This is a genomic window from Janthinobacterium sp. SUN026, from assembly GCF_030397625.1.
GTDB lineage: Bacteria > Pseudomonadota > Gammaproteobacteria > Burkholderiales > Burkholderiaceae_D > Janthinobacterium > Janthinobacterium kumbetense.
The window spans coordinates 538,838-554,345 of record NZ_JAPQNU010000001.1; the positions used below are offsets into that span (position 1 = coordinate 538,838).

15 protein-coding genes are annotated in these 15,508 nt (G+C 58.6%); 5 read left to right on the forward strand and 10 right to left on the reverse strand.

The annotated features are described in order from the left end of the window. Positions 1-125 precede the first annotated feature (125 nt). Both OX459_RS02540 and OX459_RS02545 read left to right on the forward strand, forming a co-directional pair. On the forward strand, positions 126-851 hold the full coding sequence (locus tag OX459_RS02540; RefSeq protein ID WP_289903673.1) for a pyridoxine 5'-phosphate synthase: 726 nt from the start codon (positions 126-128) through the stop codon (positions 849-851). Positions 852-856: 5 nt separating this feature from the next. Next, positions 857-1,372 (forward strand): DUF2947 family protein, encoded by a 516-nt coding sequence (locus tag OX459_RS02545; RefSeq protein WP_289903675.1) that lies wholly within the window; start codon positions 857-859, stop codon positions 1,370-1,372. Between the two features lie 7 nt (positions 1,373-1,379). On the opposite strand, the gene OX459_RS02550 is transcribed toward OX459_RS02545, so the two are convergent. Continuing rightward, on the reverse strand, positions 1,380-1,874 hold the full coding sequence (locus tag OX459_RS02550; RefSeq protein ID WP_289903677.1) for a DUF4265 domain-containing protein: 495 nt from the start codon (positions 1,872-1,874) through the stop codon (positions 1,380-1,382). A gap of 118 nt (positions 1,875-1,992) precedes the next feature. On the opposite strand from OX459_RS02550, the gene OX459_RS02555 reads away from it, so the two are divergent. Beyond that, positions 1,993-2,385 (forward strand): GFA family protein, encoded by a 393-nt coding sequence (locus tag OX459_RS02555; protein WP_289903680.1) that lies wholly within the window; start codon positions 1,993-1,995, stop codon positions 2,383-2,385. Between the two features lie 96 nt (positions 2,386-2,481). On the opposite strand, the gene OX459_RS02560 is transcribed toward OX459_RS02555, so the two are convergent. Beyond that, positions 2,482-3,144, reverse strand: coding sequence for a hypothetical protein (locus OX459_RS02560; protein WP_289903681.1), 663 nt, complete (start codon positions 3,142-3,144; stop codon positions 2,482-2,484). A gap of 175 nt (positions 3,145-3,319) precedes the next feature. Next, complete coding sequence (locus OX459_RS02565) at positions 3,320-4,039, reverse strand: Crp/Fnr family transcriptional regulator (protein ID WP_035828139.1); 720 nt, start codon at positions 4,037-4,039, stop codon at positions 3,320-3,322. A gap of 550 nt (positions 4,040-4,589) precedes the next feature. Here OX459_RS02565 and OX459_RS02570 point away from each other — a divergent pair. Next, entirely contained in the window at positions 4,590-6,275 is a 1,686-nt protein-coding gene (locus OX459_RS02570) for a methyl-accepting chemotaxis protein (RefSeq protein WP_289903682.1), read from the forward strand. A gap of 12 nt (positions 6,276-6,287) precedes the next feature. On the opposite strand, the gene OX459_RS02575 is transcribed toward OX459_RS02570, so the two are convergent. Beyond that, positions 6,288-6,506: an oxidoreductase-like domain-containing protein gene (locus tag OX459_RS02575; protein ID WP_099666657.1), complete on the reverse strand. Its 219-nt coding sequence runs from the start codon at positions 6,504-6,506 to the stop codon at positions 6,288-6,290. Positions 6,507-6,881: 375 nt separating this feature from the next. Here OX459_RS02575 and OX459_RS02580 point away from each other — a divergent pair, with 375 nt between their 5' ends. Continuing rightward, positions 6,882-8,432: a DEAD/DEAH box helicase gene (locus tag OX459_RS02580; RefSeq protein WP_289903683.1), complete on the forward strand. Its 1,551-nt coding sequence runs from the start codon at positions 6,882-6,884 to the stop codon at positions 8,430-8,432. A gap of 278 nt (positions 8,433-8,710) precedes the next feature. Here the strand turns inward: OX459_RS02580 and OX459_RS02585 are convergent, their stop codons facing one another. From OX459_RS02585 to OX459_RS02610, 6 genes are all read right to left on the reverse strand, one after another. Next, the gene (locus OX459_RS02585; protein ID WP_289903685.1) at positions 8,711-9,940 is read right to left on the reverse strand and encodes a lipopolysaccharide biosynthesis protein; all 1,230 of its coding nucleotides are present in this window, start codon (positions 9,938-9,940) and stop codon (positions 8,711-8,713) included. A gap of 270 nt (positions 9,941-10,210) precedes the next feature. Beyond that, a complete protein-coding gene (locus OX459_RS02590; RefSeq protein WP_289903686.1) occupies positions 10,211-12,151 on the reverse strand; it encodes a nucleoside-diphosphate sugar epimerase/dehydratase in 1,941 nt (646 codons plus the stop codon). Positions 12,152-12,435: 284 nt separating this feature from the next. Further along, positions 12,436-12,921 carry a D-glycero-beta-D-manno-heptose 1-phosphate adenylyltransferase gene (gene rfaE2 / locus OX459_RS02595; RefSeq protein ID WP_289903688.1) on the reverse strand — a complete coding sequence of 162 codons (486 nt, stop codon included), beginning with the start codon at positions 12,919-12,921 and terminating at the stop codon, positions 12,436-12,438. Between the two features lie 56 nt (positions 12,922-12,977). Beyond that, complete coding sequence (locus OX459_RS02600) at positions 12,978-13,538, reverse strand: sugar transferase (protein WP_070281463.1); 561 nt, start codon at positions 13,536-13,538, stop codon at positions 12,978-12,980. Next, positions 13,535-14,494, reverse strand: a complete 960-nt coding sequence (locus tag OX459_RS02605) for an NAD-dependent epimerase/dehydratase family protein (protein ID WP_289903689.1) — start codon at positions 14,492-14,494, stop codon at positions 13,535-13,537. Before OX459_RS02605 ends, OX459_RS02600 begins: the two co-directional genes overlap by 4 nt. Further along, entirely contained in the window at positions 14,491-15,489 is a 999-nt protein-coding gene (locus OX459_RS02610; RefSeq protein ID WP_289903690.1) for a hypothetical protein, read from the reverse strand. The genes OX459_RS02605 and OX459_RS02610 overlap by 4 nt, the downstream gene beginning before the upstream one ends. Positions 15,490-15,508 lie beyond the last annotated feature (19 nt).

A 15,508-nucleotide genomic window follows, 5' to 3' on the forward strand; every position in this document is an offset into this window, starting at 1 on the left:
TTGTTGAAAGCGTGGAAATCTATCTTGCATCGTAGCACGTAGCGCTGAGTTCGGTTGGTCGTGCCCTGCGCGGGCGATCCGCTACAATCGCTGCCACACCTGTTACCTTCATTCCATTTCCGCACATGACCCAGCTCTCCGTTAACGTCAATAAAATCGCCTTGCTGCGCAATTCGCGCGGCCGCAACTTCCCGGATCTGCTCGCATTTTCCGCGCGCTTTCTCGACCTGGGCGCCGCCGGCATCACCTTGCATCCGCGCCCTGACCAGCGCCATGCGCGCTACGACGATGTTGCCCCGTTGCAGCGCCTGTGCGCGGAGCGGGGGCGCGAGCTGAATGTGGAGGGGTATCCGACGGCGGAATTTCTGGAAATAGTGAAAAGCGCGCGCCCGGCGCAATGCACCCTGGTGCCGGACATGCCGGGGCAATTGACGTCCGATCACGGCTGGGACATCGAACAGCACGCAGCGCTGCTGCGTCCCGTCATTGCGGAATTGAATGACCTGGGCATCCGCGTCAGCCTGTTTGTCGATGCCGACTACCCGGCGCTGGAATGGGCGCGCGAAGTGGGCGCGGCGCGGGTCGAGCTGTACACGGAGCGGTTTGCCGAAAGCCATGGTAGCGAGCACGGCGATACCGTATTCGATACCTATCTGCAGGCGGCGCGGCGGGCGCAGGCGCTGGGACTGGGCGTGAATGCCGGGCATGACCTCGATTTGCACAACCTGGCGCGCTTCCTGGACATTCCCGGCATCCTGGAAGTGTCGATCGGCCACGCGCTGGTGGTCGAATGCATCGAGTTAGGCATGGACAAGGTGCTGGGCCGCTACCTTGAGATATGTCAATCGTAGGAGTCTTGGAGGACGATGCTGGCCGGCCGCTGCAACCTGAAGCGGACTGGCCGTTCTTCGATGCCGATTTCTCCAACCCCGCACAGATGCGGGCGCAAGTGCAAGCGCTGACGCCCCACGCCGCGGCGCAGTTGTGGGCGCGCCATGTGTCGGCCCAGCCCGATGAAATGCACCCGATGCAGTTGCGCGATGGACACCGCCTGCAGCCAACGGTATCGGGGCCGGACTGGCTGGCCGAGTTTGACTCTGTTTCCAGCGAACACCCGGCGCAGGCGGGTCGCGTGGCCGCCTTTCTCGCTTCCCACTTTCACGCTGCCGTGGCGGCCCCCGTCCTGTTCATGGCCAGCCGGGCGCGCGCCTATGCGCTGACACCCGCCGCGCTTGCCGCATGCTGGCCTTGCTTGCTGGCCATTGCCGATGAAAGTCCCTTGCTGTACCAGCCAGTGACAGGCAAGTTCGTCTGGTGCCGGCCACATGGGGCGCTGGCGGGTGGCGAGGACGGGCCGCAGTCCGATTCTTGAGTGGCGATTACCTATCCACCCACCAGTTGAGCAAGGTTTCATCATCGTCGTCATCGAGGTTGACGTAGATATTGGCAAAGTACCATTCCACGCCCGTCGCTACACGGAAGGCGTCAAAGGGACCGTTGACGTTGTAGATGCCGTGGTGTCCCGGCACGCTGAAGGTGAGGTTGCCCTTGTACTGGCCATCCAGGGTGCCGCCCAGCTGGCTTTGCACGTCGCGCTCGAGCTGGTCCACTGCCTCTTGCGACACGTCGTCGGCGTCGTAGATATGGATGCAGAAGTTGCCGCCGCGCTTCAGTACTTCGGCGGGGGCGAGCGGATCGGCGATGTTGACGATGTCGCCGCGTGCCAGGTTCAGGGTCAGGCCGGGCGAGGCCAGCAGTTCGTAGACGTGCTCGTCGATCTGGCGCGCCGGCAGGGTTTCATACACGGGACCGCTGGTGTTTTCGCCTGCCAATACGCGGATATGCGGCAAGCCTTCGCAATTGATGTCTTCCATTTATTCTTTCATAGTGCCGGCGCCACGCACTTTGGGCTGCGCCAGGGGGATTATGGCAATATTGTACCGGGTACGTATCTGCTGGCAGGGCACGCAACGGTGCAAACGAGGAGAAGCGATGGAGAATGTGGTGCAAACAGGCGGCTGTCTATGTGGCGCGGTGCGCTTTGAAGTGACCGGCGAGGGCAGCAATCCGCACAGCTGTTCCTGCCGCAATTGCCAGCAGCATACGGGCGCGCCGACGGTGGCGTGGGTGGAGTTTGCGCGCGATCAAGTGCACTGGACGGGGGCGGCCGGTGCACCGGCAACATACCGTTCTTCCGAGTATTCCAGCCGGGCCTTTTGCGCCGCCTGCGGCAGTTCCATCGGCGCCATCGACGATGCGCCGACGGTGGCCTTACTGGTGGGCAGTTTTGATGATCCTGCCCGGGCGGCCTTTGCGCCCGACTATCACGCGTTTGACGATGTCAGGCCGGGCTGGTGGCCGGCTGCCACTGTTGCGGCTGATTAGCTGGCCTGCGGTACTTGTCCGGTGCCCAGGACATGAAAAAGGCACGCCGTAGCGTGCCTTGTATTTTGCCTGACGGCTTCGTGTCTGGCGGCGTGCTTAGAAGCGGTAGCTGGCGCTGATGCGTAGCACTGGGTAAGCCTTGAAATCCTTGACCTTGTCGGCCAGTTTTTCGTTTTCAGCAGCAACGTCCGTTTTCAGGGCGGCGCATACCAATGGGTCGCAGCCGGTATTGCGCAGCGAGGTTTTCGGCGAACCCTGGAACAAGACACCGATGTCGCTGGAAATGCCCCAGCCCGCTTCCTTTGCCGGATTGCCCCAGCCGATGCCGATGTAGGGCGCGACCTTGCGGAAATCGATGGTGCCGTCCAGCTGGCCTGCGCTGGCTGCCGTATAGGTGTTGCCGTTCAGTGTGTAGCTGCCGTTTTTGTTCGGCTTGCCTTTGGCATCGATTTTATTGCCGTTGTACACGACGCCGGCGCTGACGCGGAAGACGCCGTCCATGGGGAAGTAGTCGAGCAGGGCGTCGACGGTGCGCAGCTTGAGTTTCAGCTTGTAGTCGACATCATCGGTGCTGGAGTCGTAGGAGTAGTTCAGGAAGCCGACGCCAAAACGGGCATTCAGATTCGATTGCAGTGGCACGCTCAGGTGCGCGCCGACGCCAGTCGTGCCCAGGTCGGCCGCGATGGCCATTTCTGCCTGGGCTTGGCTTGCGCAGAACATGCCGGCTAGCAGGGCGGCGATCAAGTGTTGCTGTTTCATGCTTACGGACTCCAGTTGTTAGTCAAACCAAGCGATAAATGTTCCAATTTGAAACTAAAGTTTCTAATTGGTAATTTTTCAAGGATGATAGAGTCTGGAATGCTGTAAGGCAAGTCTGGCGGTGCGAGGTGTTGCTTTCCTGCCGCAACCCTCTGCATTTGTTTACTTCCTCAGCCTAGTTGTGTGCGCTGATGCCGCTGCGGAATTGTTCGAAACCGGCGCGGGCTGCCTTGTAGCAATTGCCGGCGGCCGCTTCCAGGCCTTCGCGGTCGAGCACTTCGACCGTGCCGCGGCGATACTGGATCAAGCCTTCGTCCTGCAGCTTGCGGGCCGTGACGGTGACGCTTTCGCGGCGCACGCCCAGCATGTTGGCCATGGTGTCTTGCGTCACCTTCAGCTCGTTCGACAGCGAACGGTCGAGGCGGTCGAGCAGCCAGCGGCACAGCTTTTGCTCGATGCTGCAATGACGGCCGCCCACCACGTTCTGTGCCATTTGCGCAAACATGGCGCTGGTATAGCGCATCAGCAATTGCGCCAGCGCGCCGCCTTCATTGAACACTTCACGCAGGAAGGCTGTTTTCAGGCGGTAACCGTAGCCGGCCGTTTGCACGATGGCCGTGCAGGTGGCGCGCTCGGCTTCGTACAGCACCACACCGGCCACGCCTTCGCGGCCGATGACGGCGATCTCGGTGGTGGCGCCGTCTTCCATCACATACAGCAGGGAAACGATGGCGTTGGTGGGGAAGTACGTGTATTCAATCTTGCCGCCACAGTCGAACAGGTGCTTGCCGGCAGGCAAAGCGACCAATTCCAGTTGGCAAAACAGGCGCTCCAGATCGGCGCGCGACAAGGCGCGCAGCAATTCGTTCTGTTGCGCGCCCGTGATGCTGATCATGGGCGTGGCGGGAGCGGCTTGCCAGTTGTGCTGGACGGCTGCATGGGTATTCGTTGCTGGTGTCAGGTTGCTATAAGCTTTGTACATGGTAGGGCCTCGTCTTCTGATTTTGTTGGATGGCGCTGCTTTTCTGGCTTGCTAGCGTTGTGCTGAATCTTGTATCCACTATAGAACCGGGGGCTGCGCACGGGCATCGGATGAGCCGACGCGCTTATGTAGGCTAGGAACATTGCCTCGTGTCATCCGACTCCTACGCCTGTTCCTGCATTTTTCCCTGTGGAAACAGCAGCACTTGGGCAAAAATACGCCGCGCTATCCGCGAACTTTGGCCGCATGCCGCGATCAAACCACTCTGCGTCTGGTGCGACGGTGATAAAATGTTGCACTGCGGAAATTTGGTTTGTGCCGGTATGAGTTGCTGCACTTGCTCTTCATCACTGCTCCCTTTCCCGCAGCCTGCCCTCACTGCGCGCGCCGTGCCTTTGCCAGCGCGCGGCTGTCTTGTCCCGCGGTCTTGTCCCGTTTACCCGTTTATGAAGGAAAGCAACGCATGAAATGGTTTTTTGATTTGAAAATTGCCACCAAGCTGATCTTGTCGTTTGGCGCCGTGCTGCTGTTGACGGCCGCGCTGGGCGTGTCGGCGATCTTTTCCATGGCGCGCATCAATACCGCGTCGACGGATCTGTCTGATAATTGGATGCCCAGCGTGCTGGCGGCCATGTCCATGCGCAGCGACGTCAGCGATTTCCGCCGCTGGGAACTGGCGCACATGCTGGCCGCACAGGATGCCGACATGGCGCAGAATGAAACGCGCATGACGGAAACGCAGGCCAAGCTGAAGGTGGACGGCGACAAGTACCGCAGCCTGATCTCGGAACCGGGCGAGAAGGAAGTGTTCGAGCGCTTCCTGGCGCTCAACGATGAATTCATGCGCCTGCACGCAACCATGCTGAGCCTGTCGCGCGAGATGAAAAAGGAAGAGGCGCGCGCGCTGGCCGTGGGGCCGTCGGCCCAGGTCATGACGGACATGATGACGGTCCTCGATAAACTGGTGTCGATCAATACGGATGGCGGCGTGCGCTCGAGCGCCAGCGCCGACGCAACCTATGCGGCCTCGCGCGCCAGCCTGATCGGCTTGCTGGTAGGCATCGTCGTCATCGGCATGCTGCTGGCGCTGTGGGTAGCGCGCAGCGTGGCGCGTCCGCTGATCGCGGCCGTCGGCGTGGCGCGCCAGGTGGCGGCCGGCGATTTGACGGCGCATATTGTTGTGCAATCGCAAGACGAAACGGGGCAATTGATGCAGGCCCTGAAAGACATGAATGCCAGCCTGCAGACGCTGGTGGGCCAGGTGCGCAGCGGCACCGATACCATCGCCACGGCCTCGAGCCAGATTGCCGCCGGCAACCAGGATTTGTCGTCGCGTACGGAAGAGCAGGCCAGTTCGCTGGAAGAAACAGCCTCGTCGATGGAAGAGTTGACGTCGACCGTGAAGCAGAATGCAGACAATGCGCGCCAGGCCAACACCATGGCGCTGACCTCGTCGAGCATCGCCATCGAGGGCGGCAAGGTGGTCGGCGAAGTGGTGGGCACGATGGCGTCGATCAATGCTTCATCGCGCAAGATCGTCGACATCATCGCCGTCATCGACGGCATTGCTTTCCAAACCAATATCCTGGCCCTGAATGCGGCTGTCGAGGCGGCGCGCGCGGGCGAACAGGGGCGCGGCTTTGCCGTCGTCGCCACGGAAGTGCGCAACCTCGCGCAACGCTCGGCCGCCGCGGCCAAGGATATCAAGGTCCTCATCGGCGATTCGGTCGAGAAAGTCGAGGCGGGATCGAAACTGGTGGATCAGGCGGGCCGCACGATGGATGACATCGTTGCCAGCATCACCCGCGTGACGGACATCATGAGCGAGATCACGGCCGCCAGCAGCGAACAGAGCGCCGGTATCGAGCAGGTGAACCAGGCCATTGCCCAGATGGACCAGGTGACGCAGCAAAATGCTGCCCTGGTGGAAGAGGCGGCGGCGGCGGCCGAATCCATGCAGGAGCAGGCCGCCAGCCTGAGCGCCGTGGTCAGCATCTTCAAACTCGACGCGGCCAGCACCTTTGCAACCGGGCCGCGCGCGCCCGCCGCCGTCAAGGCACCGGCAGCCGTGGCGCTGGCAGCGGCGCCGCGTCAACTGGCCAGCACGGCGCGACGTGCCGCGCCGGTGGATGAGTGGGAAAGCTTTTAATTAAGTAATAAATTAAGCGCGCTTGCGCGCTTTCCTGACGCCCTGGGTGGCGGGGGCGGCCGCGGCTTGCTGGCGCTGTTGCCATGCCCTCAGGGCCTCTTCGTAGGCGGCCAGGTCTTCCTGGTACATTTCCAGAATGCAAAAGGTGCAGCCGCTGTGGCAGCACTCGTCATTGCCCGGTTTGCTGGGCGCTTGCGGTGGCGGATCGTGGGGCAGAGGCGGGGTGGGCATGGTGAGGGCAGGGGGCGGCGGAAGAGGCATCGGAGCTGGCATTGAAGTTGCCATCATACGGCATCCCGGCGGGCCTTTGCTGGAACGCTTTTTGCTCAAAAATCACGGTTTCCGTGTACAGTTGCGGTGAATTAGGGTATCGTTTACAGCACTGATATTGTATCTTCTGCGCGCGATGTTCCGCCGGCGCGATCTCCGCCGCCATCGCAGCACATCTCTTCGACGCTCCCGCATACGCCCTACAGCATGTCCCGGAGCACGGAGGTGCCGCAAGAACAATGATCCATGGCTTGCAAGACGGAGCTGCCTGTGCCCCGAAATGTTGTTTATTGAGAAAGCATGGCTTCCGCAGTGCGGAGGCACACCAGAAAATTTATGTCTGAAACCGAATCGACTCCTACGCCCAGCCCGGCGATTGCCCCTGAAGCGGTGCCCGCCGCCGCTACGCCTGCACCAGCACCTGCCGCATCCGCTGCTCCCAGCCTGACTTTTGCCGACTTTGGCCTCGCGCCTGAAATCCAGCGCGCACTGACCGACCAGGGTTACACCCATCCGACACCGATCCAGGAACAAGCGATCCCCGTGGTGCTGCAAGGCCGCGATGTGATGGGTGCCGCGCAGACGGGTACCGGCAAGACAGCGGGTTTCTCTTTGCCGATCATCCAGTTGCTGATGGCGCATGCCAGCAGCAGCATGTCGCCGGCGCGCCACCCGGTGCGCGCGCTGATCCTCACGCCGACGCGTGAACTGGCGGTGCAGGTGGCCGAAAACGTCAAGGCTTACGCCAAGCATACGCCGCTGCGTTCGACCGTCGTCTTCGGCGGCATGGACATGAAGCCGCAAACCGTCATCCTGCGTGGTGGCGTGGAAATCGTCATCGCCACGCCGGGCCGCTTGCTCGACCATATCGAGCAAAAGAACATCAGCCTGAGCCAGGTGCAGATGCTGGTCATGGATGAAGCCGACCGCATGCTGGACATGGGTTTCTTGCCGGACTTGCAACGCATCATCAACTTGCTGCCGAAACAGCGCCAGAACCTGATGTTCTCGGCCACGTTCTCGCCAGAAATCAAGAAGCTGGCTGCCACGTTCCTCAACGATCCGCTGACGATCGAAGTGGCGCGCAGCAACCAGACGGCCGACAAGGTCACGCAAGTGGTGTACAAGGTGACGGAAGACCAGAAGCATGCCCTGGTCGCCCATCTGCTGCGCCAGCGCGACCTGAAGCAGGTCATCGTATTCTCGAATACCAAGATCGGCGCCTCGCGCCTGGCCCGCGTGCTGGAACAGGAAGGCATGAGCGCCACGGCGATTCATGGCGACAAGAGCCAGCAGGAACGCATGGCGGCGCTGGAAGCGTTCAAGAAGGGCGAGATCGACGTGCTGGTGGCCACCGACGTGGCGGCGCGCGGCCTGGATATTTCCGACTTGCCTTGCGTCATCAACTTCGACTTGCCGTACAACGCGGAAGACTATGTGCACCGTATCGGCCGCACGGGCCGCGCCGGCGCCTCGGGCGACGCCATTTCGATCTACTCGGATAAAGACGAGCGCTTGCTGGCCGATATCGAGAAACTCATCAAGCAAAGCATCAAGCGCGGTGAATTGACGGGCTTCAATCCGGCTCCTGCCCGCAGCAGCGACAGCGAGCGCCGTCCGCCGCGCCGCAGCGAAGGTGGCGAGGCGCGTCCTGCGCGCGCACCCGAGAGCCGCCATGCCGGCGAGAGTCGCGACAGCCGCTCCGCCGAGCGCGGTGCGCGTCCCGCCTTTGGTCCCGGCGCCCGCCGCGAAAAGGCCGATCCCTGGTTCCTGAAGCCATATGAGCCCGCCAAGGCAGCAGCCCCGGCTGCCGCCAGCATGGCGCCTGCCGCGGCCAAGCCGAAGCAGAAGGTGGCCGCGTTGCTGGGTGGCTTGTTGAAGCAATAGTGGATGACTGATTGTGCCTGTACGTCGGGCATTGACAATATCCTGGATGAAAATGCTGGATATTGTTGAACGGAAATAAACCGATGCGGAGTAACGATGAACGGCTTGATCGCCTTGTGCGATCAGGCCGTTTTTTTATTCAGCAGCACATGCAGCGTACCGGCGCTGCGAGCACGAGCGAGTGAAGTGGTGATCTGGAGTTGTTGCTGTAAAAAAATGCCGCTCAGTTGTTACTGAGCGGCATCTCGGAATGCTGGTCGGGCAGTTTGATGCCGGACTCAGGTCTTGCTAAACATTTTGCGTCCAAAGATGACGGCCAGGGACAGGATCAAACCTGCAAACAGGCTGAACAAAATGGTTACCGACAGGCGCAAGGAAAGATTTTCTGGCAAGCTAGGACCTGCAATGAAGCGGCTTTTTTCCAGGTACTGGCTGATCGCCGTTTGATTGTCGATAGTGATCTGATTAAAGACCTCCTTGACCGTGTCGTCTTCCATATTCTTGTTTTTGAAGACTTCAACCTTTACCGGTTCCAGGCCGCGCAAGATATCTTCGCCGGATTTCGTATTATCGACCAAGATTTTTGCCTTGTCGTAATACTCGCGCAACAGCACGTTCTGTTGTTGCTCGCGGCGTGCCTTATGGATTTTTTCGGTCGCTTCCGATGCCAGCACCTCGGTGGTCATCAATTGCGTGACTGGCGGCAGATAGCGCGCTGTTTCATCATTGACCGAAACGATCTGTCGCGAAGCCTGGCCAGCGATTTCAGGATAGCGCGATACGATTTTCTTTAAATCATCACCGCTGCGACGGAAATAAGCAAGGCGCTCATTATTTACAATAATTTCGTTTTCCAGCGCCGTGATCTTGGCTGTCATTTCGACATGCTTGAAGCGCAGGATATCCGTGTAAATGATATACACGATGGTATCCATCGTATAGCGGCCCAGTAGTCCAACGATGTTTTGTGCTACTTTCGGATCTTTATCGTCATAGCTGATGCGTAAGCCAATGACGTTATTGTTGCCATCCTTGGGATCTTCCAGTAATTCCTTGGCATCAAGTTTGGTAAATGGAAATACCGGATCGATCCACTTTGAAATGCCTTCGCGCGAAGCAAAGGAACGGCGCAATGACTCGGTGCTGGCGCCTTGTTCCAGTTTGTGCTGAGCCAGGAAGTCCGTGAAACGCTCATTCGACTTGAACGCCGCCGCATAGCGCTTGTAGTCGGCCAGTTTGATGCCAGGGCTTGCTTCCTTTTCCTTTTCTTTCTCTTTTTCCTTGTCAGTGGTTTTCTTGACCATGGGAATAGCCCCACCAAACTGGAAGAAGCCTTCACTCTTGTACTCGGAAAATAACATCCGGCCTGCCAGGCCTGCGGCCACGGCAAGCAAGGTAATCGCCAGTAAAGTACGGCGTCCTTGCCATACGGTCGTCAGCAAATCGGTAACGGGAAGAATGTTTTCATCAATCTCATCCCCTTCAATCATTTTTACTTCTTTATGCATAATTTCTCATTTTAATAAATGCTTGCGGCAGGAGTTTCAAGTATGTGGTTTATATCTGGGGCGAGGCGCATGGTGCTGATTGCACCTGAACTTGCCTTTGTTATGTCGATGCCTGGCAGGCAGAGAGTGGCGTTGTCATGCCGGCTAAACAACGCGCAATTCTCTACATTATAGCGTTTCAATTCTGCCGTGCCGTGCCTAATTGTGACAGTTTGTATAGACGCACTGGCTGGCGCGATCCGGCGTTTGCGCCAGCCTTTGTTGTCAGTGTCATAACATGACGGATGCGCCAGGAGTTTCCTGTGGCGTACGAGATTGTTGCGTACGCTGTTCCAGCCAGATAAAGTCTTCAATGCCACATTGCGGGGTGTATTCCTTGATGATGGTGCGTAATGAGGCACGTACCCCTTCGTAGTCGAACTGGCTGCAGGCGCGGTCCATGTCGTCGAGCATGCCGTGCAATTCGTTCCATGCAATTTCTGACTCCTGGGCACGCATGATCAGGGGGTGGCTGGTTCCTTCGACATTGTCGCCGATCAACAATTCCTCATAGAGTTTTTCACCTGGGCGCAAACCTACATGTTCAATGGCAATGCCATCCGGCGCCGCCTTGCTGCGCACTTCCAGGCCGCTGAGATGGATCATCCGTTCCGCAAGGTCGATGATCTTGACCGGTTCGCCCATGTCCAGCACGAAGACATCGCCGCCTTCTCCCATGGCGCCCGCCTGCAATACCAGCTGGGCCGCTTCAGGGATGGTCATGAAGTAGCGCGTGATCTCAGGATGCGTCAATGTAATGGGGCCACCCGCTTCGATCTGTTTGCGGAATAGGGGCACGACGGAGCCGGACGATCCCAGGACGTTGCCGAAGCGAACCATGCAGAAGCGGGTGTGCTTTTGGTTGCGGGCGAATGCCTGCAAAATCAGCTCGGCCAGGCGCTTGGTCGAACCCATGACATTGGTCGGGCGCACCGCCTTGTCCGTGGAAATGAGCACGAAGCATTTGACGCCGCTGGCAATGGCCGCCTTGGCGATGCTCAAGGTCCCGAACACATTGTTGCGTACGCCTTCGATCGGGTTATGTTCGACCAGCGGCACGTGCTTGTAGGCGGCCGCGTGGTACACCGTATCGACGACGTAGGTCGTCATGATTCGTTTGCATTTCTCCGTATCGAGCACGCTACCGAGAAAAGGCAGCAAATCAAAATGCAATCCATGGGCCGCCTTTATACTCAACAATTCCTGTTTGATGGAATATAGGGCAAATTCCGACATCTCCAGCAGGATCAGGCGCGTCGGGCGCAGGGTAACGATCTGACGGCACAGCTCGGAACCGATGGAGCCCCCCGCACCGCTCACCATGACGCATTTGCCGGTAATGCAGGCGGCGATCAAGGCGGCGTCGGGCGTGACCTGGTCGCGTCCCAGCAAGTCTTCAATCTCGATGTTACGGATATCCTGGAGGCGCAGTTCACCGCTGACCAGGCTTTCCACCGGGGGCGTGACTTTGATATGCACCTTTAAAGGCTCGAGCTTGTCGAGGATGCGCTTCTGCCGGCTTTTCGAAATGGATGGCATGGCCAGCAGGATTTCGCTGATGCTGGTACGGGCGATCACATCGGACAGGTCGGAAGTGCCGTACACCTTCATGCCAGAAATGGTAATGCCATTCAGTTCGCTATTGTCGTCAATGAAGGCCACCGGCAGGTAGTCATGGCCGGCACGCAAGGCGCTGGCCAGTTGCGTGCCAGCCCTGCCGGCCCCATAGATGGCCACTCGCACCATGCCTTGGCGTTTGCTTGGATGCAACAGGAAACCACGCGCCAGGAAGCGGCTGGCCACCACGTAGGCGATGGCGCTGATCCAGTAAATTCCGAACACGCCGCGCGACATGCCGTTCATGTGGGTCATGAAGGCCGCCAGCGCGACCAGCAGGGCTACTGAAATCGTGACGCCGAGAATGACCGAGAAAATGATTTTCTGATCGATGAAACGTATCACCGCGCGGTATAGCCCCAGCCGTATAAAGATGGGCAGGGAAATGAGCGGCACGGCGACGATCAGGTAAAGATAACTCATGAACAGAGCCGTATTGACCGAATCGTAGCGCAGCAGGATGGCGATGCAAAACGTAATCGGCAGAAGAATTAAATCTGCCGTTGCCGCGATCATCTGCTTATGGAACCGAGATAAATCAAGAATGGATTTCATTGTTTGGCTATTAATTATTGTGATTCGACTCGATAAGCCTGATTTCTTCTGCGCAATACCTGCGCATGGCATATGTCAGAAGTATTATCGATGTAAACATCAAGGTAAGAAAGGGGGGATGTGATTCCCTTGATGTTAAAAAACTTTCGATGAATATTCTTCACCGAATAAATTCAAAAAATTATGCTGATTGTCAAACCAGGCAAGGAAAAATTCTTGTAGGATTTGTAATCGCATCGGTGTGCATTTTAATGGAATGGCTGAGGATCTGGCGCGCCTGCCTGCTAGCCTGGCAGTTGGCTGCGCACCTTGGCCAGCAGCTTGGAGGTCGAGCGGTCATGCTGGAAGTCGATCGCCAGCGCCTGCCCGCCATAAGCGAGCACGGCCTGCCCTTCGGGAATGGCATCCATCTGGTAATCGCCGCCCTTGACGTAAATATCCGGGTGGGCTTCGCAGACGACTTGTAGCGCGGTATCGTCATCGAATGCCACGACCAGGCTGACCGATTCGAGCGCAGCCAGCACTGCCAGGCGGTCCGCGCAGGCATTCAGCGGGCGGTCATCGCCCTTGTTCAGGCGCTTGACGGAGGCGTCGGTATTCGCCGCCACGACCAGCGAGGCGCCCAGGGCCCGTGCCTGCGCCAGGTAGGTCACATGCCCGCGGTGCAGGATGTCGAACACGCCGTTGGTCATGACGACTGGCTTGGGAAGGGCTGCAACGCGTTGTTTCAGCTGTTCCAGGGAGGCGATTTTGTTTTCGAATTCAGGCATGGTAGACAGAGAGCTAGGTTAAATACACCTGCCGCGCAGAGGCGCAGCAGGTCGTGTCAGTGTGTGACGCCGTCGCGTTTGATCACTTTCAGGAACGTCAAAAAGATGATTTTGATATCCAGGGCCAGGGATTGCTGTTTCAGGTATGCCACATCGAGTTGCACTTTTTGCGGGATGGGCAAGTCGTCGCGGCCATTGATCTGGGCCCAGCCCGTCAAGCCCGGCAACAACTGGTCGACGCCGTGTTCCGTGCGCAAGGCGATCAGGTCATCCTGATTGAACAGGGCAGGCCGCGGTCCGACAAAACTCATGTCGTTGACCAGGATGCTCCACAGTTGCGGCAGTTCATCGAGGCTCGACTTGCGCAGGAAGGAACCGACGGGCGTGAGAAATTGCGCAGGATTCTGCAGCAGGTGGGTGGCGACTGCCGGTGTGCCGATACGCATCGTGCGAAATTTCGGCATCTTGAAAATACGGTTGCGTTGGCCCACGCGATCCGACCAGTACAAGACGGGGCCAGGGGAGGTCAAGCGTACTGTCAGGGCGACGATGAGCAGCGGCAATGCGAGGATGACGGTAGCAATCAGGGCCAGCAAGAGGTCGAATAGTCGTTTCATGATGTGTGTGTGTATTCTTTACCAGTTTTAATCAAGGCTTCGGCCGTTGTAAAGGGAGCTTGCCATGCCAGCAGCTGTTGTGCCTTGGTGATATCGACAGTCAATCCTGCATCGAGCTTGTCAAGCATCTGGCGCTTGCCAACCAAGGTGCAGGCCAGCGCAAGCAGCGACCTGGGCATGGCCAGCAGGCGCGCGGTCTTGCCCATGCCGATGGCCAGATGGCGGAAAATCTCGGGCAGGGTGACCGTTTGCGCATCCGCTGCCAGAAAAACGTCGTGCAGCGCTTGCGGACAAGTTGCGCAGGTGCGCAGGAAATCGGCCAGGTTCCACACGCTGATCAGGCTGCGTTTCGACCGCAGGCGCCCGAACGGCAGCGGCCAGCCTTTTGCGGCCAGCTTGAGCAGGGTGCCGAAGTTGCCGGGGGCTTCTGGTCCAAAGACGAGTACTGGCCGTACGATCGCATACTCCATGCCACACTGTTGCGCCATGTCCTGCACCAGCTGTTCGGCATCGAGCTTGCTGATGGCATACAGGTCATGCGGCGCCGGCGTGTCTTGCTCCGAGAATGGCGTGATATTGCTGTTGCCGTTGACGCCGATCGAACTGACAAAGACAAAGCGCTTGACGCGCGCATCGGCGGCGCGTTCCAGCAAGCTCCTGGTCAGCCCGACATTCACGCGGCGAAACTCGCCAAGCGGATCGGCAGCGGTGTCGCGCATCACGTGGGCGCGGCCAGCCAGGTGGATCACCGCATCGCACTGCGGCAGCACCGTATCGAGCGCGTCGAGGCGGGCGAAATCGGCGATGCACACTTCCTGCGCCACGCCAGGGATGGGGCGGCCGCCGGCACGCACCAGGGCGATCACGCGGTGGCCATGCTCGGCCAGGTGGCTGCAGAGCCGGCGTCCCACAAAACCCGTGGCGCCGGTCACCAGGATAGTTTGGCTGGTGCTCATGGCGCCACCGAAAAAACATCGCGGAGCCAGCCGTCGATCGAGTATTTGTCATACAGCGCGGCAGGCAGGTCGACATACGGCGTGGTCAGGAAGGCAGGATCGATCTGCGGCGTTTCCCTGTCGATCACGGCGATGTTTTCCGGCCGATAAAAATCGTACTTCCTGACATTTTGATTCGTCGTGATCAATTTCTTCCGGGCGCCCACCATTTCGATGGTGCGCATCGTCAGGCCGATCTGATTCGGATGCTGGAAGTCAAGAATGACATTCGACTTGGCGATGGCTTCCATCACCTGCGCCTTGTTCATCGGCGTAAAGGAAAATTCGGAGATTTTCGATTTGAAGAACGCTGGCACGAACAGCTTCTTCAAGCGGTAGATCACGACGCTGGGAATGAACAGGAAAAAGAAATTCGGCTTGCCATTGGGAGGCAACGCGGCGCTGATCTTCTTCACCAGCGCATAGCGGTCGCTGTGCGCCGTGCCGATAAAGGTGACGTTATAGCCGATGTCCGTGCGCGGCAGATCGCGGTATTCGTTCAGGAAGAACAGCGGCCGCAGGCGGATGCCGGGAATCGTCTGGGCATCCTGGTCATCGAAGGTAAACGCGCTGTCGAACTGCCCCACGGATTGCCTGAAATTGCCATTGTTTTTTACCGAGTCATACGAATAGTAAATGAACTTGGCCTTCGCATTTTTGTCGCGCAAGGCTTGCAGGATGTCGGCCGGCATGCATTCCATCTTGATGATGAACACAAAGTCGTAATTACCGTGGTTGCCATCGAGCAGAACGGAAAAATAGCGGTGAATCGCCTGCTGTTGCGTACGTGGCATGACACGGATGGCGAACTTCGACCAGGCGCTGGTGGACGGACGATCGTCGTGATAGTCGACGTGCGCGCCCAGCTCTTCGAGCCGCTTCTTTATTTCGCGTTCATACCCAAAGAAAGCCGGGGCGATAAACAGGATTTTTTTCCCGTTGAAAAAATTTTCCACTGTACTTAATCAATCAATT

Bases quoted from the DNA above. Each gene is read 5' to 3' on its own strand.
- OX459_RS02540 (WP_289903673.1), top strand. From the start codon at position 126: ATGACCCAGCTCTCCGTTAACGTCAATAAAATCGCCTTGCTGCGCAAT.
- OX459_RS02550 (WP_289903677.1), bottom strand. From the start codon at position 1,874: ATGGAAGACATCAATTGCGAAGGCTTGCCGCATATCCGCGTATTGGCA.
- OX459_RS02555 (WP_289903680.1), top strand. From the start codon at position 1,993: ATGGAGAATGTGGTGCAAACAGGCGGCTGTCTATGTGGCGCGGTGCGC.
- OX459_RS02560 (WP_289903681.1), bottom strand. From the start codon at position 3,144: ATGAAACAGCAACACTTGATCGCCGCCCTGCTAGCCGGCATGTTCTGC.
- OX459_RS02565 (WP_035828139.1), bottom strand. From the start codon at position 4,039: ATGATCAGCATCACGGGCGCGCAACAGAACGAATTGCTGCGCGCCTTG.
- OX459_RS02570 (WP_289903682.1), top strand. From the start codon at position 4,590: ATGAAATGGTTTTTTGATTTGAAAATTGCCACCAAGCTGATCTTGTCG.
- OX459_RS02575 (WP_099666657.1), bottom strand. From the start codon at position 6,506: ATGCCCACCCCGCCTCTGCCCCACGATCCGCCACCGCAAGCGCCCAGC.
- OX459_RS02580 (WP_289903683.1), top strand. From the start codon at position 6,882: ATGTCTGAAACCGAATCGACTCCTACGCCCAGCCCGGCGATTGCCCCT.
- OX459_RS02585 (WP_289903685.1), bottom strand. From the start codon at position 9,940: ATGCATAAAGAAGTAAAAATGATTGAAGGGGATGAGATTGATGAAAAC.
- OX459_RS02590 (WP_289903686.1), bottom strand. From the start codon at position 12,151: ATGAAATCCATTCTTGATTTATCTCGGTTCCATAAGCAGATGATCGCG.
- rfaE2 (WP_289903688.1), bottom strand. From the start codon at position 12,921: ATGCCTGAATTCGAAAACAAAATCGCCTCCCTGGAACAGCTGAAACAA.
- OX459_RS02600 (WP_070281463.1), bottom strand. From the start codon at position 13,538: ATGAAACGACTATTCGACCTCTTGCTGGCCCTGATTGCTACCGTCATC.
- OX459_RS02605 (WP_289903689.1), bottom strand. From the start codon at position 14,494: ATGAGCACCAGCCAAACTATCCTGGTGACCGGCGCCACGGGTTTTGTG.